The organism is Mesorhizobium sp. LMG 17147 (genome assembly GCF_024297145.1).
Taxonomy (GTDB): Bacteria; Pseudomonadota; Alphaproteobacteria; order Rhizobiales; family Rhizobiaceae; genus Mesorhizobium.
Genome location: NZ_JANCTC010000033.1, coordinates 12,849 through 30,041 on the forward strand (window position 1 = coordinate 12,849; position 17,193 = coordinate 30,041).

Sequence of the window (17,193 nt, forward strand, 5' to 3'; positions counted from 1 at the left end):
CCTGCTATTGTCGTCTAGCCGCCTGGCGTTGCCGGCAGGCTGACATTGGTGCGCATGCTCCAGCCGTCGTCGCCCTTCTGGATGCCGCGCCGACCGATGTTGCGGCTGCCGACGACCAGCTGCATCAGCCCGATGACCACCAACATGACGACGATCAGCACCGTCGAATAGGCGATGGCGATGCCGTACTCATTGTTCTCGACACGTCCGACGATGTAGCTGGTCGAAAGATCGTAGCGCGCACTGACCAGGAAGATGACGGCGCTGATCGCGGTCATGGCGCGCACGAAGGAATAGACAAGCGCGGCCAGCATCGCCGATCTCAGCAATGGCAGGATGACGCGTCTGAAGGTCTGCCAGGAGTTGGCGCCAAGTGTGAGCGAGGATTCATCCAGGCTGCGGTCGATCTGCGACATCGAGGCGACGCCGGCGCGCACGCCGACTGGCATGTTGCGGAAGATGAACGACAGCACGAGGATGATGCCAGTTCCGGTCAGTTCGATCGGCGGCACGTTGAAGGCTATGATGTAGCTGACGCCGATCACAGTTCCCGGGATCGCGAAAGACAGCATGGTCGCGAATTCGAAGGCGTTCTTGCCACGGAAATTCTGGCGAACGAGAAGGTAGGCGGTCAGAAGTCCTATCCCTGCGGTCAGCGGCGCCGATATCAGTGCTATTTCCATCGTCGTCCAGAACGAACTCCAGGCCGAGCCCGACCAATGGATGCCGAATTCATTCCAGCCGACGGAGAATGCCTTCTTGTAGTGCTGCAATGTAAGGCTCTGATCGACGCCCCATAGCTTGACGAAGCTGCCATAGAAGATCACCGCGTAGACCAATACGGTGAATGCCGTCCACGTTCCGGCGATCACATAGAGCGCGTATGTCAGCCCGGTAGGCAAGCGCGGATGGACGCCGGCGTCGCCCTTGCCGGTGACAGTGGTATAAGAGCGCCTGCCGATCCAGAAGCGCTGCGCATAAAAGGCGACAAGTGTGAAGCCTAGCAGCACCAGTGCCAGGATCGCCGCAAGTGCCGCATCGTTCTGCGCGCCGACGATGGCGAAGAAGATTTCCGTCGACAGGACATCGTAATTGCCGCTCAGCACCAACGGATTGCCGAAGTCGGCCATGCTTTCGATGAAGCCGAGCAGAAAGGCGTTTGCGAGGCCTGGCCTCATCAGCGGCAAGGATACGGTCCAAAAGGTCTGCCAGCGGCTGGCGCGGAGCGTCTGCGAGGCTTCTTCCATGGACGGGCTGACGCCTTCGACAACGCCGATCAGAACCAGGAAGGCGATCGGGGTGAAGGCGAGAACCTGGGCCATGAGCAGGCCGGGAAGTCCGTATACCCAGCGTGTGGGTTGGATGCCGAAGACGCCGGCGACGCTCTGCGTCACTGCGCCCGACAGTCCGAACAACAGGATGATGGCAAGCCCGATGACAAAGGCCGGGGTGATGATCGGCAATACGGTCAGCGCCCGCAGCAGCTTGCCGTACCGGAAACCCGTGCGTGTCACGACAAGCGCGAACACCAGCCCCATAAACATGGTCAGCAGACCGACGAGTAGAGCGAGCAGCAGCGAGTTCCAGGCAACGCCGCAGCGGCTGCCGCCGGCGAGACAAGCTAGGCTCCAGAGGCGCGAACTGAACAGTTTGGCCAGGAACGCGACAAGGGAATAACCCCCGTCGTCGGTCTGCATGGCGTTGGCCAGCATCATCAGGATTGGCATGAAGATGAAGATGGAAACCACCGCGACGACAAAGCCAATTGAGCTGACGACGAATACGTCGCCGCCGACGGCACCGCGTGCGCCAATACCCAGGGTGAACAGGAACAGAAAGGCGCCGCTGACCAGCAGGGCGCCGTAACCCATGCCGAACTGGCGGTCGTCTAGATCGCCGAACAGGCCCGTCAGCCAGCTGACCTGCCAGCCGTGCAACCCGATGGCGAAGCCCTGGAACAGAAGCCAGCCAAATCCCGCAGCGCCGACAGTGACGAGTAGCCGGCCGAAAAAGGGATCGGATTTGTTGCGACCCCACAGAAGCAGCGGCGCCGCCAGCAGGAAGCCGAGCGGCGCCAACCAGAGTTTCTCGCCCTTGAGGGCCAGAACCAGCGCCGGTGCGAATCTGCTGTCGAACGGGTAGCCGTCGAGCAGCCAGGAAAGGCCGAAGAACCCGTCCTCGATGCCGTACCAGGGCAGCAAGGCAAACCCCATCCAACCGACCGCCATCCAAAGGACGGCGGTCGGTTCAAGGGGCCAGCGGGTTTGGCGAAAGCGCATCGGCTATTGAGGCAGGGACGCGACCTCCTCGTCCCACTTTTTCAGCAGGCGCTTGCGCTCTTCACTCGATCCATATTTCTTGAAGTCGTAGTCGATCAGCTTGATGGCCGAGAGGTCCGGCGCCTTGTCGGAGGTTTTTGCCGCCTTGTTCGACGGAACCTGGAACGACCCCGCATCCTGCGCCTTAGACTGGACATCGGCCTCGAGCGCCCAGTCGTAGAATTTTTTCGCGGCTTCCATGTTGCGGGCGCCCTTGATGATCGATTCCGAGCCGATCTCGTAGCCGGTTCCCTCGCAAGGGGTGACGGGAACGATTGGGAAGCCGGCAACGACCTGCGACACAGCGTCGTGGATGAAGACGATGCCGATCGTGGTCTCGCCAAGCCCGGCTGCCTTGATCGGCGCCGAACCCGACTTGGTGTATTGGTTGACGTTCTTGTGCAGGGCTTTCAAGTACTCGAAACCCTTCTCCTCGCCGAACAGCTGGACGATGGTCGCCAGCATGTTGTAGGCGGTACCTGAGGAATTCGGGTTGGCGACCTGAACCTGTCCCTTGTACTCCGGCTTGATCAGATCGGCCCAGCATTTCGGCTCGGGCAGATTGTTCTTGACGAGCAGATCCTTGTTATACCCGAAGCCCAGTGCGCCGGAGTAGATGCCGACCGTGCGGTGGCCGGATGTTTCCGCTTGCTTGATCGCCCAAGGCTGCAACTGGTCGATCAGGGGTGATTTGTACTCCTCGGTCAGACCCTCCTCGGCCGCCTGTAGGTGCGGGTCACCGGTGCCGCCCCACCAGATGTCACCCTTGGGATTGGCCGCCTCGGCGCGCAGCTGCGCGTAGATTTCGCCGGCGCTCTTGCGGGTCATGTCGACCGTGATGCCGGTCTTTTCCTCGAATGCCCGCGCCGTTTGCTGACACCAGACCTCGTCGACGCCGCAATACATGGTCAGGCTTTCGGCGGACGTCGATGACGACGCGCTCCACATGCCGGCGGCAAGGATACCGGCGCCGAGAATTGCCCTTTTTATCATGTTGAATTCCTCCCTAAGTAATTTGCCGACTTATGAAACCCAGATAGGCGGAAAATACAAGTTGGAAGCTAGCATCTGCTTGACCGAGTTGCAGCGCTTTCCATAGATGGCGCTGCGCATAACTTGCAGTTTCCATCTTACCGACGCCGCCTGCTCACTGGCGGCTGTGCTGAGAGCTCTTGGGGCGGGAAGCGGACCGGCAGTTTCTGGCGTCTTTCGCGCCGGGCGTTCGCACCCGAGAACACTCTCGTCGTGGCCTAGCTGTGAGCCGATTGTTCAACGCTAAGTCCTGGAATTAACTCCAAAGCTTAGAGGGGCACGACACTGTCGGCACTAGCTGGACGCGGATATCGAGGCGCCGCAAGGTGCGATCTGAGGGAACCGTTTCCCCTTAGCCGACGCAGGCTCGAGAGTTCATCGATTTTAGGGCAGCGGAACCGGCTTGTCGCTGAGTGTGCGCAAGTAGGCGATCAGGTTGACCCGTTCGGTCTCGTCCGGGACACCAGGCGTCTCCATCTTAACGCCCGGCGTGGTGAGCATAGGCCCGAAGAGATATCTGTTCAGGTCCTCGTAGGTCCACACACCCTCCCAGCCCAGCAAGGTGTCGGAGTAACGCATATTTGCCATAGATGCCTTGTCGCGGCCGACGACGCTCCACAAGTTCGGCCCCGTTTTGCTCCCTCCCTGTGGCTCGGCATTGTGGCAACCGTGACACACACGGGTGAAGTAGGTTCGGCCTTTCTCGACATCGGCAGTAGCCAACTTCATCGAGATCGGAGCTGGTGTTGGCAAGACGACGCCGTGCGACATGAGATAGTCAGCGACTTCGCGTTGCCCCGTGAATTTTGCCAGATGGAGCGGTGTCTTGCCGTCCTTTGTCTTCGCATTCACGTCAGCGCCGGATTCGACCAGTGCCTTCACACAATCGAGGCAACCGGATCTGACGGCGATGTGGAGGGCGTTTTCTCGGGCGCGGTGCGAATTTGGATTTGCGCCCCCATCCAGCAACAGATTGATCAAATCAATCCTACGTTTTGCCAAAGCCAGCATGAGGGCAGGACCCAAACGCGGGTCCGGGACGGCGTTGACGTCGGCACCGCGTTCCATGAGCAGTTTTGCCGCCGCAAAATGCCCGCCTCTAACCGCAAGATAGAGTGGTGTCGCGTGCCCATCGCTCTCATCGACGCCGGCACCTGCGTCGAGCGCAGCCGCAATCGCCGCGACATCGCCCTTTTTCGCGGCGTCGTGAATGTCGGCGGCATGCGATACAATCGGAATGTGTGCAAGCAGTAGTGGAATGAAGAGCAAGGGCATGCGCATTTGGCATCTCCCAAGGCAAACCGCAGTATGCGTCACGCTTTCAAGCCGGTAAAGTATACCACGAATGCCTGATTGTAGTCACACCCCGTCGGTCGATGGCTCAATGAATGGCGGCAGCCCTTGAAAGAATGAAAGCTTTCAGGAACCGGCCTACCATACTCGGTCCATCCGCCTTGCCGACCGCATGACCCTATCTGGAGACGAAGCCAACATTTGAAATGTGGGCTTGCCGGCGTGATTCAAGCTCCGAAAAGGAACCTGAACATGCGATACGCCTTTACCGACGCCGAATGGCCATTGATTGCCCCGATCCTTCCTTGCAGGCCGCGAGGGGTCCCGCGCATGTATGACAGGCGCATGCTGAATGGCATCACTGGGTCTTGAGGTCTGGAGCGCCACGGCGTGACCAAGTCCTGTTCGGCGCGTCACGCGTACGGATCCATTAGCCCCAGTGCGCTTACGTCCAGAAGCACGCCAAACCCGATGATTTGCTCTAGCGCAACGCTGCGAGACAACGTTCGCAAGCCCTTGGCCGGGGCGGACTTCATGCGACTGACCAGGACGTAGCGATTGTAGACCGCCAAACCGAGCATTGCGACGAATAGGCTGATCTTAAGCAGGAGAGCTCGACCGTAGCTGTTGCTCGGATCGGGGAACCCGCCAAGCATCCGCCAAGTGTTCATAGCGCCCGTTACAACAATAAGCGCAACTGCCACCATACCAAAGCGGGAGAAGCGCCATAGCGCGGTCTCCGCGCCTGCGACTTCGGATGGACGCCGCTGCGCTGCCGCGATCAGGCGACCGAGGGGCAGGAGCCCACCTATCCAAGCCCCGGCGCCCGCAACGTGGAGAGCTTGAGTCAATGAGCCCACAAAGCCCCACGCCGCCGCGTGCCCCTGCCATCCCTCGCAGGTCAGTAGCAGGAAAGCCGGCCCGACCATCAATTCGGGCCGACCCGAGAAACTGATCACCAGGAGCAGGAGAACGAGCGAAATCCGAACAAACCAAACAGTTCCGAAGTCGCTTTCCATGAGAACGCCGCGCAAGGTCTCGACCATACCCTCGCGTCCGGAGAGCCCTGCCGTAAAGCACAGGAGCCAAATTGCCGCGGAAGTTACAGCCGCAAGTGCGAGGGCAGGATTGACGTTACGGGGTAGATGCGCGGGCGCGGGAGCCATGGTCCTGTCCAGCGCATAGAAAGGGAAGAGCGCCGACCCGAACAGGACCATCACTGAGAGGAAGTAGACCCACCGGGCAAAGGCCAGAGTGCCATCCACATCCATTTCCTACGGTCTGACTTCAAATTTAAAATTACCCTTCACCTTGTGACCGTCGGCTGACAGCACATGCCACTCAACTTGATAAACACCCGGCGCAAGGGACCCCGATACAGGTATCACCATGACCTTATCCCGCACCGCGATCTCCCCCGTGGTGATCTTCGCACCATCCGGCCCCGAAAGATCGATGCCCGAGAATCGAACCTCAATGGCTTCGCTAAAGCGCAGGCGAATCTCAGTCGGCGGAGTGGCAATGGTGCTATCGTACTCTGGAGTAGCCTGGAGTAATCGAGCATGCGCAAGCGCCTGGCCGGAGATAGGCAGGCCCAACGGCGCAAGAGCGGCGATCAGTCGGATAGTCCGCAACGCGCACTCCTCCGACGACGACGATCCTCAAAGACTGCCAACGCTATGGCCGCGAGCTTGAACAATCAAACCTCCCGTCCACGACGGTGACCCGCCGTTGCGTTAAGCGGCAGGTCTTGCTTGGACTATTTGACCGGAATCATCAGGTGCGCATAGGGCGTATCGGGGAACATGACATATGGCTGTGTCTGATCGGGTTCGTGGGGGTACAAGGCCATCATGGCCGGTGAGTTCATGACCATAACGTGGGGACCGTCGTGCTGCCATTTGCCGCCCGCCGGCTTCGTTGCAAAGGGGTCGGTATTGCTGGCCGCATCGCCCCCCTTCAGCATATAGGCGAAAGCGACCTTGCCTTTCGGTGGGTCTTTCTTGGACATGATCGCGTGCATCCACGCCATCCCGTTCTCGTCTGTGCACATGGGGTCGTCGGTGGGAGTACTGGGGTCGTCCGGGATGCAAGTGAAGCCGTTCGTGCCCTTTCTTATCGTCTTCATCTCCCAGTTCACGACGGCGGCGTTTTTGCCAACAGCCTCCGGTGCTGCCGTAATCGCATTCTCAATCAACTGCTTATCGCTTTTATCGGCCGCCGTCGCGGCGGATGCCAAAGCGGCGGCAATCGCTGCCAAAAACACAGGGCTTGAATGGATGCGCATTTCCTCCTCCTTAGCGAGCGCAGGTTTTCGCCGGCGCCTCGCAACGAGCACAGCTCCCGCTCTTTGGAGCTACTGCTGCCCTGGGACATGGGACGCGCCAATATATAAGATACTCCTAATCTTACGTACGGTCACCTACGAATGTGACGCCAGTCCGGGTGGCGGCCGGAACCTGCTGTACGGAACGGCCGCTCTTTGCGCTACCTGGTCGTTCCCATCGACGAGACGAATGGCAATATTCCGCAACCCTTCTTGGTCATTCCAAATTTATGAGTTCGAACCTAGTTCCCCGGACGCTCCGGGTCGTCATCGAAGCCCAGCAGCGAGCGTGGCGTATATATTTGTGCTCGCCCCGAAGGTGCTTGATCCGCAACTTGACCCCTGATCCCCTGCGTTGCCGGTCGCTTCTTAACGCCCCTCCGGAGGTGGGCCGGCATGTTCCTGGACCGCCTCCAGAGCCGTTCCTTCATGTCGCGCCCCAAGCTTGAGGCTCGCCGCAGTTGTAGGCAACAACGCTCGCACCAATGCTTCCCCCTCAATCCTGTCGGTCTTGGCCCGCCGGCGGCGACGCGATGTGACAAAGGATGCCGGATCCACGACATAACTCTCGATGCCGGCGTTCGAGCACCCGATGTATCCAGAATCCATCCAGACCAGCTTCCTGGATTGATATGACTCAGAAACTCTGCCCTGTCCGCACTTCCTCCTTTCGTTGCAGCTCTGCGAACGTGTTCGACCAAACGGCCGGCGCTGTCTGGCACGGTCGAGCGAGCAGGCTCCGCGGCAGCACCGTCGCCCATCAGCTTGAAGATACGCGCTACTGTCGGCTCGAAAAGTTCCTTATGACCGGCGACACCCGTTCATGCGTACGCGCTCCATCATGGCAGAATATCCGACAACGTCAGCAGCAAAGATGGCGGCGAGCTTGCGGTCCATTTCGGAGCACTCTGTCGGCAGCCAACCTCGGAGGCGAGGTGGCAAACCCTCCCGGTTCCAATCAGTTTCGCCTATCGGGACCTTACCTGCAAGCGGCCGTCGGTTACGAAACGACTTGGTTTGGGCCGACGGCGGAATGGCGGCTTTAACATTTGAAGAGGGATTGCGGACGTTCAGCCCGACGGGACCAAGGTCTGCTCCCTGGTCTAGCCGCCCCGTCTCAATGGCATCCCTGGACCGCCCGGTGGATCTGCGACGCCAGTCGCGGGTGGCGGGGCAGCCACAGGGTGGACATTTCAGCCCACATGGAAAATGATCATCTTGCCATGCACAACGCTGCAGTGCTCTGATTGCGACGAGTAGCCTGAACGTAGAAGCGGATCAACCGGCCTCCGGGTCCAGCGAGCGGGGACGCAAATGGACACCCTAGAGAATGGGCAATTGCATCGCGACGCGGGCGGGCGAGCCCGTCGATCGGCCGACTGGCTTGCCCGCGCCGCCGTATCGGCGACATTCCTGCTCGGCACGGCTTTCAGCACTGCGTTTGCGCAGGACCAGCAGCTACCCGTGGTGACGGCGGCCAAGCCGGTGGTCCGTGAAATCGTCGAAGACGACGAGTTCGTCGGGCGCTTCGAAGCCGTCGACCAGGTCGCCATCCGTTCGCGCGTCAGCGGCTATCTGGACAAGGTCAGCTTCCAGGACGGCGCACTGGTCAACAAGGGAGACCTGCTCTTCACCATTGACCAGCGTCCGTACCAGGCGGCTTATGATGCCGCCAAGTCGCAAGTGGACGTCGCCAAGAGTCTGCTCGAATTCTCCAAGATGCAGCTGGATCGCGCCGACGAACTCGCCAAGACCGGCAATATCTCAACCGCGACGCTCGACGACCGCCGGCGGGAATACCTTTCGGCACAGGCGCAGATGCAGGGCGCAACAGCTGCGCTGACGACGGCCAGGCTGAACATGGAATTCACCGAGATCAAGGCGCCCTTGTCCGGCCGCATCGACCGCCGGCTGGTGTCGGTCGGCAACCTCGTGCAGCCGGATTCCACCTTGCTGACGACCATCGTCACGCGCGATCCGATTGACTTCTATTTCGACGTCGATGAGCGCCTGTATTTCAGCTACGCCCGCGACGCGAAGGAGCGCGGCGGCAGCATGCAGGAAGGCGCCGGCGGGCTCGAGGTGGTGGTTCGCGTCGCCGACCGCGCGGAGCGGGTATTCAAAGGCAAGCTCGATTTTGCCGAGAACCGGATCGACAACGCGACCGGCACCATGCGGGTGCGTGCAAGGTTTCCCAACACCGACGGCATTCTCCAGCCAGGCATGTTCGGGCGCATCAACGTGCCGGGGTCGCTGCCGCATAGCGGCGTGCTGGTGCCCGACGAGGCGATCGGCGCCGATCAGGATCGCCGCATCGTGTTCCTGGTGGATGAGGCCGGGATGGTGTCGGCGAAGCCCGTGCGCACCGGCCCGCTTCTTGACGGCTACCGGGTGATCCGCGGGGGCCTGAACGGCAACGAGACGATCATCGTCAACGGGCTGATGCACGCCAGGCCCGGCACCAAGGTGAAGGTCGAGATGGTGACGTTGCCCCCCAAGGCCGAGATCGCCGAGTTGCAGCAATGAGGTTCGCACATTTCTTCGTCGACCGTCCGATCTTCGCATCGGTCGTTTCGGTCGTCCTGCTGATCCTCGGCGGGATTGCTTATACCCAGCTGCCGGTCGCGCAATATCCCGAGATCGCGCCGCCGACCATCGTCGTTCGCGCGCAGTATCCGGGCGCCGACGCCGAGACGGTCGCAGCGACGGTGGCAACGCCGATCGAGCAGGAGATCAACGGCGTCGAGGGCATGCTCTACATGTCGTCCTATTCGTCGGGCGACGGGGCGATGGCGCTGACCATCACATTCAAGCTGGGCACCGATCTCGACCAGGCGCAGGTGCTGGTGCAGAACCGCGTGTCGGTCGCCGAGCCGCGCCTGCCCGAAGAAGTCCGCCGCCTCGGCATCACCACCACCAAGAGCTCGCCCGACCTGATGATGGTCGTGCACATGCTGTCACCCGACAATACCTACGACCAGCTCTACGTCTCGAACTACGCCCGCTCGCGGGTGCGCGACATACTGCTCAGACTCGACGGCGTCGGCGACCTCATCATCTTCGGCGAACGCGAATATTCGCTGCGCATCTGGCTCGATCCGGAAAAACTATCCGCCCTGGGGATGACCTCGGGCGATGTGGTGCAGGCGCTGCGCGACCAGAACGTCCAGGTGTCGGGTGGCTCGATCGGCGCGCCGCCGACCAGCACCGGCACGGCGTTCCAGTACACGGTCACCACGCAAGGCCGCTTCAACGACGCACGCGACTTCCGGTACGTGATCGTCAAATCGACCGACGACGGCCGCCTGATCTCGCTGCAGGACGTGGCGCGCATCGAGCTCGGCGCCAAGGATTACGTCACCAACTCCTATCTCAACGGCAAACCGGCGGTGGCGCTCGCCATCTTCCAGCGGCCGGGCACCAATGCGCTTGCCGCAGCCGCGGAAATCCAGGACAAGATGAAGGAGCTTTCCCGCGACTTCCCGAAGGGGTTGAGCTACGACATCGTCTACAATCCGACCGAGTTCGTCGCCGAGTCGATCCGGGAGGTCTACAAGACAATCCTCGAGGCGATGCTGCTGGTCATCATCGTCATCATCGTCTTCCTGCAGTCATGGCGCATGGCGATCGTGCCGATCGTGGCGATCCCCGTGTCGCTGATCGGCACGCTGGCGGTGCTTTACGCCGCCGGCTTCTCGCTCAACATGCTGACGCTGTTCGGCCTCGTTCTGGCGATCGGCATCGTCGTCGACGATGCGATCGTCGTGGTCGAGAACGTCGAGCGCAATATTGCCAGAGGGCTGGCGCCCAATCCGGCGTCGCACCTGACCATGGACGAAGTCGGAACCGCGGTCATCGCGATCTCGCTGGTCCTGATAGCCGTGTTCGTACCGACAGCCTTCATCCCCGGCATTTCTGGGCAGTTCTACCTGCAGTTTGCGATCACCATCGCGGTGTCGACGGCGATCTCGGCATTCAATTCGCTGACGCTTTCGCCGGCGCTGGCCGCACTGCTGTTCAAGCCGCACCACGCCGCGGCGGCGCCGCCGCGCTTTTTCCTGGCGCGGTTCGGACGGGCGCTCGCCGACGGCTTCAATCGCGGCTTCGACAGGGTCGCCCACTGGTATTCGAGCATCATCCGCGCGCTGATCGGCTCGTGGATAACGATCGCCGCCATGCTGGCCGTTTTCGCGGGCCTCATCTACGCCACGGTCTACCTGGTGCAGGCGGTGCCGCGCGGTTTCATTCCGTCGCTTGACCAGGGCTATGCGATCGTCGTCGTCCAGTTGCCGGACGGCGCTTCGTTGTCGAGGACCGATGCGGTCATCCAGCAGGCGTCGCAGATCATCCAGAAAACGCCCGGCGTCGACTACGCAGTCGCCTTCGCCGGCTTCTCCGGCGCGACCTTCACCAACGCCAGCAATGCGGGAGTGATCTTCGCCAGGTTCAAACCGTTTGACGAGCGACTGAAAGCCGACCAGTCGGCGACCCAGGTCATCGGCAATCTGTTCGGCAGCCTGCAAAGCATCAAGGAAGCCTTCATTATCGCACTGCCGCCGCCGCCGATCCGCGGCGTCGGAAATGCCGGCGGCTTCAAGCTGCAGATCCAGGAGCGCAACAGCGCCGACATGCGGCAGATCCTGGCGCTTGCCTACGAAATCGCCGGCAAGGCCAACAAGACGCCGGGGCTGACGGGCGTGTTCACCACCTTCTCCGTGTCGAGCCCGCAATTCTTCCTGGCGATCGATCGCGACAAGGCGCGCATCCTGAACGTGCCGATCCCCAACATCTTCGAGACGCTGTCGATTAATTTGGGCACCGCCTACGTCAACGACTTCAACGCTTTCGGGCGCGTCTACCAGGTGCGGGCGCAGGCCGACCAGGCGTTCCGCCTAGATCGCGCCGACATCTTGAAACTGAAGGTGCGCTCGGCGACCGGCGCGCTGGTTCCGCTCGGCACGTTGGTCGAGATCCGCGACGCCACCGGCCCGGCACTGGTCCAGCGCTATAACATGTACGTCTCGGTGCCGCTGCAGGGCAACGCCGCGCCCGGTGTTTCCACAGGCGACGCGCTGGCATTGATGGAAGGGATCACGGCAAAGACGCTGCCGGCCGGTACCTCCTATGAATGGACCGAGCTCGCCTATCAGGAGCGCAACACAGGCAATGCCGCTCTCTATATCTTCGGACTTTCGGTGCTGTTCGTGTTCCTGGCGCTGGCGGCGCAATATGAAAGCTTGGTGCTGCCGTTCGCCATTGTTCTGGTGGTGCCGCTCGGCGTGCTCGCGGCGTTGCTCGGTGTGTCGTTCCGAGGGCTGGACAACAACATCCTCGTGCAGATCGGCCTCATCGTGCTAATCGGGCTTGCCGCCAAGAACGCGATCCTGATCGTCGAATTTGCGCGGCAGGCGCAGGAACGCGGACTGTCGGCCGCCGAGGCTGCCGTCGAAGCCTGCCGGCTCAGGCTGCGGCCGATCCTGATGACCGCCTTCTCGTTCATCCTCGGCGTCGTGCCGCTGATGATCGCAACGGGCCCGGGCGCAGAAATGCGCCAGTCGCTCGGCACCGCGGTATTCTCCGGCATGCTCGGCGTCACCTTCGTCGGCCTGTTCCTGACGCCGGTGTTCTACGTCACGCTCAGGTCGCTGTTTTCAGGGCGCAAGCCCCGTGCCGAGGCCGAGCCTTCGGGGCCGGCAGGGGCGCCAGCGGAGACGGCCGCCGAGTAGGGTTACGAATTCGCCGCGTCGGGCGCGGCTTACCACTCCAGAAAATCGGCGCGGCGCGGCAACGGCCACGATCTGCGCGACCTCGGCGTCGAGGTGCGGCGGAGACCCTGCTCGGTCTGAGCCAGCAATCCAGCCCAACAGCCGCATCCAGCGAGACGATGCCGGGCGGCGAGCCAATGCGATCTTCTATCTGGTCGGCCAGGCGGGGCTTAAGGGCGCAACCGCGACCTCCGGAGTCCTCGCTTGCGGTGTCTGCTTTCTCGGTCGGCGGCTACGTGCGAACTAACCTGTTTCGGCCGTACTTGATGGACGCCGCTGGCAGCGGCCTTGCGAACGGCAGGGCTTCCCGAATGAGGCCACCCAGCGCGGCCCGAACCGCGCCCAGGTGCTTCGCTGTCACAAGCCGCCGATCCCCTCCCAGCCTCCACTCTCAGGCTCATTCTCGGCGATGCTCCGTTGGACGCATGCTTGCATAAGCTCGTCTTTTGTGAGGCGACGTCGACTCGCGCTAGGGAAGCTGGTTTATAATCCGTACACTTTTAGACGATTGACCGAAGTACACCGCCGTCGACGCGCAGACCGGCGCCACTCGTCGCTGACGCTTGCTCCAACAAACGTAAACAACCATGTTGGCAACTTCTTCGGTCGTCGCAAATCGGTTGATCAGTGTTGTCGGGCGCATCGTCGTCAAGAACACTTGCTCCGCTTCCTCTTGGCTGATGCCTTGCGAGTGCGCCAGCTCATTCATCATATTCGACAGGATTTCGGACCTCGTTGGGCCGGGGAGGATCGCGTTAACTGTCACTCCCGTTCCGGCGACCGCTTCGGCAAGCCCCCTCGAAATAGCGAGTTGCGCCGTCTTGGTCATGCCATAGTCGATCATCTCTTTCGGGACGTTGAGTGCGGATTCGCTGCTGATGAATACGACCCGTCCCCAACCCCGCGCAGTCATCTTAGGCACATAGTGGCGTGCCGCGCGAACGCCACTCATGACGTTGAGCTGGAAGAGGCTTAGCCAGTCGTCATCGGCGAGATCGAAGAAAGTCTTCGGGCGCGCTGTGCCCACATTGTTGACGAGGATATCCGCATCGGGCGCCTGTGCGAACAGAGCTCCGGCCCCTTCGGCTGTCTCCAGGTCAGCTGCAACGCCCGTCAGATCAGCCTGTGGGAAAAGCTCCCGAATCTCGCGAAGCGCTGTGGCGACGCGTTCCTCGCCACGGCCGTTGATCACAACCGAAGCGCCCGCGCGCGCCAGTCCGTCGGCGATGGCGCGACCGATGCCCGCCGTGGAACCCGTTACAACGGCCTTGCGGCCCTTAAGGTCGATGTTCATGAGTCTATTCCTTCAATTTCGGACTGCGACAGCGACGGCTGTTTTACTTGATGGGTGAGGCAGTGCGTTCGGTTGCGACCTTGGCGAGATCCTCAAGGAGCTTCTCGTGCGTGCGCCAAAAAACATCGGGGGCTTTCTTGCCCAATTCGATCCAGAACGGGCCCTGCATCGTCTCCTCGGTCCAGAGGTGGCATCCATTCGCCGTGGGTGTGATAATCCATGCGTGATAGGCCTTCGAAGTCACCGCGGCCTTTGGGTAGCCGCCCCACGCGATGCGCGTCATGGGCTCGAACTCCTGCACTGACGCGAAGACGTCCTGGCCGGCCAGGTTGGTTTCGAACCGTGTGCCAAGGCGAAGCGATTCGTGCCCATCAAGCAACTGAACGTGTTCGACGCCCGGGTAGAAACCAGGCCAAGCTGCGGGATCCACGAGCAACGACCAGATCGTTTCAGCAGTGGCCGCGACCTCGAGTTCGTTGGTGAAATGGATCGGGGATCGGCTGGGCGTCAGGTCTGCCGGCCATTTGATTGCCTCGAACATGTTGTTCTCCGGGTTGGGACAAAAACGAAAAAAGTGCCGTACCTGCCCGTGCGAAGTGGTCGGCCGATGCCGACATTAGCGGCGGCCACTCAGCGCCAGCGGCCCGGGCTCACACCTGCGCGAAGCCCCCGTCGACGGTCAGCTCGATGCCGGTCACGAACGAACTGTCGTCGGACGCAAGGTAGAGCGCGGCCGCAGCGATATCGTTGGCTTGACCGTTCCTGCCCAGCGGCGTGTCGAGGGCAGTGTGCGCGAAAAAGGCATCGCTCTGCTCCTGGGACAGCCCGGCATTTATGCCGATGGGCGTTTCGGTGTTCCCGGGGGCGAGCGCGTTTACGCGGATGTGGCGCGCCTTCAGATCCGAGGTGAGGGTCCGCGCGAGGGAGCGGACCGCGGCTTTGGTGGCCGAGTAGACGCCGAAAGCCGGAGCGCCCTTCGAGCCCGACACGGACGACGTGAGAATGATCGAGGCGCCGTCGCGGAGCACCGGCAACAGCGTTTGCACGGTGAAGAATGTTCCCTTCAAATTGGTCGTGACGGTTCGATCGAACGCTTCTTCGCTCACTTCGCCGACCGGCGCGAACGTAGCGACGCCGGCATTGGCAAACAGGACGTCGGCGAAGCCGTAGGTCTTGGCGACGTGGTCGCGAAGAGCAGCGAGATCCGCCATCTTCGTGATGTTGGCGAGGACCGGATCCAGGCCCCGCCCCAACGCCTGCGCGGCACGTCGAACCTTCTCGCCGTGCTGGTCCACCATCACGACTACTGCGCCCTCGGCCGCAAACCGCTTCGCGGTGGCAAGGCCGATGCCGCTTGCCGCACCGGTGACAACGGCTATTCGCCCATCAAGTCGGCCCATTCCGGTTTTCCTTTTTTGTCCAGGGTCGACGATCATCTCGCCCCCTCGCAAGCAAATGGGATCGAACGCGCTCAGGCGGGATTGACGATTTCTCGACAGCGGCTGTGCGTTGGCGCACCGCCTGTTCCCAGGGGATGGTGTTCGCACTGGCTGCGAATGCCGCAGAATAGCCGATTGCCGAGGTATGGGAGCTGCAGCGAAACTGGAATTGTGGGGTCGACGAAGAGGTTCGCACCATTCATGCTATTTAATACGTGTTTCAACACCGCAGCTTGCGGTGCAAGGTTGCACCACATGATCGACTGGGACGACGTTCGCTACTTTCTTGCCATCTCGCGCGAAGGCTCGGTTCGGGCCGCCGCCGAGCGCCTCAAGGTAAATCACTCGACTGTGCTGCGACGCTTTGCCCAACTGGAACAGCGCCTCGGCGCGTACCTGTTCGAGAAGCTGCCCTCAGGCTATCGTCTCACGGATGCGGGTGAGGGAGTCCTCGAGTTCGCTGTCCAGATGGAGGCGTCCTCAAATCAGCTGGAGACGCGCGTCTTCGGTCGCGACCAGGGCGTGGGCGGGCTTCTGCGAGTGACACTGCCGCCCCCACTCGCGACACACCTGCTCATGTCGGACTTCGCCGACTTCGCACGTCTGCATCCCGAGATCGAGATGGAAATACTATCCATCGACTCGCCGGTGAATCTGACCAACCGAGAGGCCGACGTCGCAATCCGTGTCGTCTACGACCGCGATACCCTGCCGCCCAATCTTCACGGCCTGAAGGGACCGGAACTGTTCGGAGGCGTCTATATATCCCGTGATCTGCTTGCCGCGTGGCGTGCCGGGGCGCCTGATCGCATTCGGTGGGTCGTGAGGAACTGGGATGGCGTCTCGGACTGGGCGCGTAGTGGTGAGATTCCCGCCGCCGAGGGTCCATTCAGGGCCACGGACGCTGTAGCCCAGCTTCTCGCGGTGCGCCAAGGGCTCGGGATGGCTGCGCTATCATGCTTCGTCGGAGATGGCGACCCGCTGCTGGCGATGGTGCCGGGCACCACCCTGCGCATGTTCGGAACGTTGTGGCTCCTCACACATGGCGAAACGCGTAAGACCAAGCGCGTGCGGCTGTTCATGGAGTTTATATCGCGCAGGCTCGCCGCATGCGCGCCACTACTGGCGGGACACCCCGACTCCAGCGAATGACGAGCGACTGTCCCTGGCCACGGATGTCGACCTCCACTGGGACGCCGAGGCGCGACCAATCCGTGAATGGTGCGCCGATGCACAGCCGTTGTCGAGAAATCGCCAATCCCGGTTGAGGCTGCACGACCTTAGCTAAGCTCCAGAACGTACCGGCAATTCGCCGATCTGGAGATATGAAATAACCTACGCAATCATAGGCGCCGGGGCCGTCGGTCAGGCGCTCGCGAAAATGTTCGCCCGCAAGGGTATCGAAGTGGCCATAGCAAGCACACGTGCGCCCAAGGCGCTCGCGCCGCTCGCGAAGGCCATCGGAACCACGGTCATCCCCAGCTCCCTGAACGAAGCGATCAAGGCTGATATTATCCTGCTGGCTGTTCCGTTCTGGGCGCACGGGGAGGTTGCGAACACTGCCAAGGACTGGCGGGGCAAGATCATTATCGATGTGACGTAAGCGGTGTTTCCTGACCACCTTTCGGGAGTGGTCGCGATCTGTGAGGTTGCCGATCCTGTATTGGGATCGGAGATCGGCTTGTGTCTGGACTTGACCTTACGCTTGACCCGGAGCGGCAGCTTC

General features: G+C 61.6%; 12 protein-coding genes and 3 pseudogenes. 5 read left to right on the top strand and 10 right to left on the bottom strand.

The window, feature by feature from the left end; translation table 11 throughout:
- Window positions 1–14 precede the first annotated feature (14 nt).
- From NMG46_RS28710 to NMG46_RS28720, 3 genes are all read right to left on the bottom strand, one after another.
- Window positions 15–2,213: an iron ABC transporter permease gene (locus NMG46_RS28710; protein WP_254820676.1), complete on the bottom strand. Its 2,199-nt coding sequence runs from the start codon at window positions 2,211–2,213 to the stop codon at window positions 15–17.
- A gap of 69 nt (window positions 2,214–2,282) precedes the next feature.
- Window positions 2,283–3,311 (bottom strand): ABC transporter substrate-binding protein, encoded by a 1,029-nt coding sequence (locus NMG46_RS28715; protein WP_254820677.1) that lies wholly within the window; start codon window positions 3,309–3,311, stop codon window positions 2,283–2,285.
- Window positions 3,312–3,734: 423 nt separating this feature from the next.
- Entirely contained in the window at window positions 3,735–4,631 is an 897-nt protein-coding gene (locus NMG46_RS28720; RefSeq protein WP_254820678.1) for an ankyrin repeat domain-containing protein, read from the bottom strand.
- A 264-nt stretch (window positions 4,632–4,895) separates the two neighbouring features.
- Here NMG46_RS28720 and NMG46_RS28725 point away from each other — a divergent pair.
- A pseudogene (locus NMG46_RS28725) lies at window positions 4,896–5,003 on the top strand (IS5/IS1182 family transposase); the annotation flags it as partial.
- A 53-nt stretch (window positions 5,004–5,056) separates the two neighbouring features.
- Here NMG46_RS28725 and copD read toward each other — a convergent pair.
- The 4 genes and pseudogenes from copD to NMG46_RS28745 all read right to left on the bottom strand — a co-directional run.
- A complete protein-coding gene (copD, locus tag NMG46_RS28730) occupies window positions 5,057–5,908 on the bottom strand; it encodes a copper homeostasis membrane protein CopD (RefSeq protein WP_254820679.1) in 852 nt (283 codons plus the stop codon).
- 9 nt (window positions 5,909–5,917) lie between these two features.
- Window positions 5,918–6,277 (bottom strand): copper homeostasis periplasmic binding protein CopC, encoded by a 360-nt coding sequence (gene copC / locus NMG46_RS28735; RefSeq protein WP_254820680.1) that lies wholly within the window; start codon window positions 6,275–6,277, stop codon window positions 5,918–5,920.
- 125 nt (window positions 6,278–6,402) lie between these two features.
- Window positions 6,403–6,930, bottom strand: coding sequence for a hypothetical protein (locus tag NMG46_RS28740; protein ID WP_254820681.1), 528 nt, complete (start codon window positions 6,928–6,930; stop codon window positions 6,403–6,405).
- Between the two features lie 484 nt (window positions 6,931–7,414).
- A pseudogene (locus NMG46_RS28745) lies at window positions 7,415–7,657 on the bottom strand (IS110 family transposase); the annotation flags it as partial.
- A 626-nt stretch (window positions 7,658–8,283) separates the two neighbouring features.
- On the opposite strand from NMG46_RS28745, the gene NMG46_RS28750 reads away from it, so the two are divergent.
- The gene (locus NMG46_RS28750) at window positions 8,284–9,495 is read left to right on the top strand and encodes an efflux RND transporter periplasmic adaptor subunit (protein WP_254820682.1); all 1,212 of its coding nucleotides are present in this window, start codon (window positions 8,284–8,286) and stop codon (window positions 9,493–9,495) included.
- The gene (locus tag NMG46_RS28755) at window positions 9,492–12,695 is read left to right on the top strand and encodes an efflux RND transporter permease subunit (RefSeq protein WP_254820683.1); all 3,204 of its coding nucleotides are present in this window, start codon (window positions 9,492–9,494) and stop codon (window positions 12,693–12,695) included. The genes NMG46_RS28750 and NMG46_RS28755 overlap by 4 nt, the downstream gene beginning before the upstream one ends.
- Before the next feature lie 539 nt (window positions 12,696–13,234).
- Here the strand turns inward: NMG46_RS28755 and NMG46_RS28760 are convergent.
- The 3 genes and pseudogenes from NMG46_RS28760 to NMG46_RS28770 all read right to left on the bottom strand — a co-directional run bounded on the left by NMG46_RS28760 (window position 13,235) and on the right by NMG46_RS28770 (window position 15,464).
- A pseudogene (locus tag NMG46_RS28760) lies at window positions 13,235–14,028 on the bottom strand (SDR family NAD(P)-dependent oxidoreductase).
- A gap of 43 nt (window positions 14,029–14,071) precedes the next feature.
- Window positions 14,072–14,569, bottom strand: a complete 498-nt coding sequence (locus NMG46_RS28765; RefSeq protein WP_254820684.1) for an SRPBCC domain-containing protein — start codon at window positions 14,567–14,569, stop codon at window positions 14,072–14,074.
- A gap of 109 nt (window positions 14,570–14,678) precedes the next feature.
- On the bottom strand, window positions 14,679–15,464 hold the full coding sequence (locus NMG46_RS28770; RefSeq protein ID WP_254820685.1) for an SDR family oxidoreductase: 786 nt from the start codon (window positions 15,462–15,464) through the stop codon (window positions 14,679–14,681).
- A 258-nt stretch (window positions 15,465–15,722) separates the two neighbouring features.
- Here NMG46_RS28770 and NMG46_RS28775 point away from each other — a divergent pair, with 258 nt between their 5' ends.
- A complete protein-coding gene (locus tag NMG46_RS28775; RefSeq protein ID WP_254820686.1) occupies window positions 15,723–16,619 on the top strand; it encodes a LysR family transcriptional regulator in 897 nt (298 codons plus the stop codon).
- A gap of 193 nt (window positions 16,620–16,812) precedes the next feature.
- On the top strand, window positions 16,813–17,070 hold the full coding sequence (locus NMG46_RS28780; protein ID WP_368389330.1) for an NAD(P)-binding domain-containing protein: 258 nt from the start codon (window positions 16,813–16,815) through the stop codon (window positions 17,068–17,070).
- Window positions 17,071–17,193: the final 123 nt, after the last annotated feature.